At 52.9% G+C, this 4,459-nt stretch carries 3 protein-coding genes; 2 read left to right on the forward strand and 1 reads right to left on the reverse strand.

The genetic code is table 11. The features are described 5' to 3' along the window. Positions 1–548: transporter associated domain-containing protein (locus B2W52_RS04730; protein ID WP_286801619.1), on the forward strand; the 548-nt coding region annotated here is incomplete at its 5' end. Further along, a complete protein-coding gene (gene lnt / locus B2W52_RS04735) occupies positions 535–2,169 on the forward strand; it encodes an apolipoprotein N-acyltransferase (RefSeq protein WP_286801622.1) in 1,635 nt (544 codons plus the stop codon). The genes B2W52_RS04730 and lnt, both read left to right, overlap by 14 nt. Here the strand turns inward: lnt and B2W52_RS04740 are convergent. Further along, positions 2,119–4,236, reverse strand: coding sequence for a putative bifunctional diguanylate cyclase/phosphodiesterase (locus B2W52_RS04740; RefSeq protein WP_286801624.1), 2,118 nt, complete (start codon positions 4,234–4,236; stop codon positions 2,119–2,121). The two genes, lnt and B2W52_RS04740, sit on opposite strands and share 51 nt — an antisense overlap. Positions 4,237–4,459 lie beyond the last annotated feature (223 nt).

Raw genomic sequence — 4,459 nt, forward strand, 5'->3', positions numbered from 1 at the left:
ACAACATCGTCGGCATTCTGTTGGCCAAGGATTTACTGTTAACCATTACAAATCCCGCCATCGATTTACGTCCGCTGATTCGCCCGGCCGTATTTATCCCCGAATCCAAACGGTTGAACATTCTGCTGCACGAATTCCGCAATAATCGTAACCATCTGGCCATCGTTATCAACGAACACGGCGGCACAGCAGGCCTGGTCACCATGGAAGACGTGCTTGAACAAATCGTCGGCGACATTGAAGATGAATTCGATGAGGATGCTGAAAAAACCATTTTCCAGACCGGCAGCAATAATTGGCGCGCCATGGGCATTACGGAAATCAACGTTTTCAATCGCTCATTCAATACAACCATGCCAACCGATGAGTACGACACCCTGGGAGGCTGGGTTACCGCCGAACTGGGCCGCATCCCGCGGCGTGGCGATACCGTGCATCGGGAAGGGCTCATCATCACGGTGGTAGGCGCCGATGCCAAACGCGTTTTATGGATGAATATTCAGCACGACGAAAACTCGGCGCTCGCCACCCCTCATGAAAACAACTGAGAGTCGGCTTTATCGCATTCGCGAAGCGATTCAGCCCTTGCTGCTGGGCGCCGCCCACGCATTCACATTCTCTGATGGCCCGCTGCCCGCCTGGGTGCTGCCTTATGCGCAAATTCTGATTTTCGTATTCCTTGCGCGCCATGTATGGCAATGCCAACGCACAAGCCGCGCAGCACAAGCCGGTTTTCTATTCGGGCTCGGCCATTTCGCGCTTGGATTCTATTGGCTTTATATCAGCCTGCATCATTTTGGCGGGCTCGCTCCCGCCCTTTCTGTTGCCGCCGTACTGGCGCTGGCATGCGCAATGGCGCTTTACACCGCTTTGGCGACAGGCTTCGCGTTTTTTTTTACACGCGGGTTACGACAACCCGGCGGCCACTTTTGGGGATTGGCGCTTAGCGCGGCAATCTGGGCATCGTGCTGGGCACTTTCAGAATGGCTGCGCGGCACTTTGTTCACGGGCTTCCCATGGTTGAATATCGGCTATGCCCATGCAAGTGGTTTCCTGGCAGGCTGGGCCCCTATCCTGGGGGTCTACGGCGTGGCCTGGCTAGCTGCATTTTGCGCTGGCGCGATTGCCCTGCTGATCCTGGCTCATAAAACAGCCCAAGACAGCCGGGCCGCTGCCGCCGTTGCACTGGCCATTGTATTGAGTGCGGTTGGACTTGGCTTATCTCAGCTTAGCTGGTCGACACCAACCGGCAACCCGATTTTGATCCGCCTTGTTCAGGGTGGGGTTCCACAATCAATCAAATTTGACCCCCAACGCATGCAAGAAGGCATTCAAACTTACATGGAACTTGCAGAGCTGCCGCCAAAACAGGCCGGTGCAGATCCCGATATTATTATTCTGCCTGAAACGGTCATGCCGCAATTCCAGAACCGCTACCCTTCACAAACATGGGAGCAATGGATAAATATCGCCCGCGAGCGTGACGCAACGCTAATCATGGGCATTCCTGTTGCAACCGACGATCGGGGCAATACACGCTACACCAACAGCGTGATCGCCTTCAACGCCGAAACACCTGTAACGCAGCTGATCGCCGGCACGACCGAACACCGTTACGACAAACATCATTTGGTTCCGTTTGGCGAATTTGTGCCGCCGGGCTTTCGCTGGTTTGTTGATGCGCTGAATATCCCCTTGGGCGACTTTAATCGCGGCAGTACACGACAGGAATTATTTACGCTGAACGAACAAGTGATCGCGCCCAACATTTGCTATGAGGATGTATTCGGCGAAGAAATCGTTACCGCCCTGGGCGACAGCGAACAATACGGCCCTGGCGCCACAATGCTCGTTAACGTAAGTAATCTGGCCTGGTTTGGAGACACCTGGGCTTTGCAACAACATCTGGAAATAGCGCGAATGCGGGCACTGGAAGCCGCCCGCCCCATGCTAAGGGCAACCAATACCGGCATGACCGCCGCTATTGATCCGCAAGGTAAGGTGCGCGCGGCACTTTTAACTGAACAACCCGGTGTTCTTGACGTTGAGGTACAGGGTATGCAAGGGTTAACACCTTACGCGCGGTGGCGTAACACCCCGGTACTCATCCTGAGTCTGTTATTGATTGCCGTGGGTGTCTTCACCAGCCGACAGGCCCGAATGAAGTAGCTCGGTGAATTCGTCGGCGGGAATGGGGCGGGAAAACAAATAACCCTGGCCGTAATCGCAGCCGATATCGGCCAGCAGATCGCGTTGGTCCGCCGTTTCCACGCCTTCGGCAATCACTTTCAAGCCCAACTTGTGAGCCATGACCACAATGGCCTCGCACAACGCCAGATCTTCCACATGTGATGACAGATTGCGCACGAAAGACTGATCGATTTTCAGCAGGTCAATGTCCAGTTTACGCAGGTAGGCCAGCGATGAATAGCCTGTGCCGAAATCATCCAGCGCAACCTGAATGCCGGCATGGCGAAACGCCAGCAATTTTTCGCTGGTACCGTTATAGGCGTCGATCAGCATGCGTTCTGTCAGCTCCACCACAATGGCACTGCCGGGCAGACCCCGTTTTGCCAGGTAAGTTATCCACTCCGTTGCATTCAATCCTTCTTCACAGAACTGAACGGGCGACACGTTCAGCCCCACCTGTAACTGCGTGAAACCACGCCGGTGCCAATCGAGCAGTTGGTCGGCGGCGGTGCGAAATACCCATTCACCAATGGCAATAATCATGCCGCTGTCCTCGGCAAAAGGAATAAATTGATCAGGACTGACAAAACCTTTTTCCGGATGCTTCCACCGAATCAGCGCCTCTGCCTTGACCAACCGATGCGTTTTCAGATCAACGACAGGCTGATAATACAGCACAAGTTCCTTGTTATCCAGCGCGACCAGCAAGTCTTTCGACAAGCGGCGACGCTCCCTTGCCGCATACTGCATATCGGGATCATAAAAACGCAACTGACCACGCCCTGCCTCTTTTGCTTCATGCATGGCCAGATCGGCATTCTGCATCAATGCTTCTGCGTTACTGGCATGATCGGGATAAACCGCCACACCGGCACTGGCCGAGAGATAAACAACGGTGTCCTTGAGGCGATAAGGTTTCCCAAGGTTGTGCAAAACGGCCTGGCACGTGCGCTGAACCATGTCGTCACTCACAACGCCACCCATCACAATGACAAACTCGTCACCCCCAAAGCGCGCCACGGTGTCGGATTCACGCACAGAACGCACCAGACGATGCGCCACTTGGCGCAGTACCTTATCACCCATATCGTGTCCAAGGCTGTCGTTGACCTCCTTGAATGCATCAAGATCCAGAAAGATGAACGCCAACCGGGTGTCTACACGTGCGGCCCGTGCTTGGCCCGTTTTCAAACGCTCTTCCATCAATTTGCGATTGGGCAGGCCGGTTAAATGGTCATAGTTGGCCTGGCGCCATACAACTTCTTCCGTTCGTTTCTTTTGCGTAATGTCGGAAAAAACACCAACCCGACACCTGACGGAACCATCGTCGTTATACGAAGTATCAATACTCAGACGCTCAACATATTCGTCACCACTCTTGCGCCGGTTCCAGATTTCACCACGCCAATGCCCAGTTTTCAATAACGCTTCCCACATCGCCTTGTAAAAGTTCTCGTTATGACGCCCTGAACTTAAAATACTCAAGCGATGCCCGATGACCTCGTCAAGCGCATATCCTGTAATGTCGGAAAACGCGGGATTCACTGTAATAATCACACCATTCACATCGGTAATGACCATGGCTTCGCTACTGTGCTTGTAAACAAGCGACATTAAACTGGTAGACGCCTCTTCGGCCTTGTGCGGCGACATATCAAGCATGAGCCCCACCATTACCGCCTCGCCTGCCAGCGTCATGCATGACCCAAAAACTTCGACATCGATATAACTGCCGTCTTTACACCGTGCCTTGCGTTCGTAGTGAATCTCCCGTACCTCACCACTCAAGGCACGTTTTATATTCGACGCAACAAAATGCCTCTCGTCGTGCGCGACAATATTCGTGATCGTCATCTGGTGCAGCATCTCATCGCGTTCATAGCCGAGCATGTCGAGCAGTTTTGAGTTGACATACACAAAACGCGCCTCTCGCACAATGTAAACACCAATAACCGCGTTCTCGGCCAGGGCACGAAATAGCGCTTCAGGACCGTCCAATGTTTCCAGATTCTGTAATGCCGTGGCAGTTTCAAGCAAAGTGGGCATAATAAAAAACGCAAATCAATGGCAGCCGACCGGAATTAACTGAGACTCAAGATTTGAGCCTACCATTATTGACAGAAACAGGCTGCCTGAAGCTGTCTAAAACACACCATTTATTGCACCAACTTGCACAGAATAAAAAATTGATGCATAATTTCGCTTCTTTGCAATACAGTAGTATTTGCCACGGGGGTATAGCTCAGCTGGGAGAGCGCTTGCATGGCAT

Origin of the sequence: Marinobacter sp. UBA2498 (assembly GCF_002341575.1) — a bacterium.
GTDB classification, from domain to species: Bacteria; Pseudomonadota; Gammaproteobacteria; order Pseudomonadales; family Oleiphilaceae; genus Marinobacter; species Marinobacter manganoxydans.

Excerpts from the sequence above, each read along its gene's own strand:
- lnt (WP_286801622.1), top strand. The coding sequence starts at position 535 with ATGAAAACAACTGAGAGTCGGCTTTATCGCATTCGCGAAGCGATTCAG.
- B2W52_RS04740 (WP_286801624.1), bottom strand. The coding sequence starts at position 4,236 with ATGCCCACTTTGCTTGAAACTGCCACGGCATTACAGAATCTGGAAACA.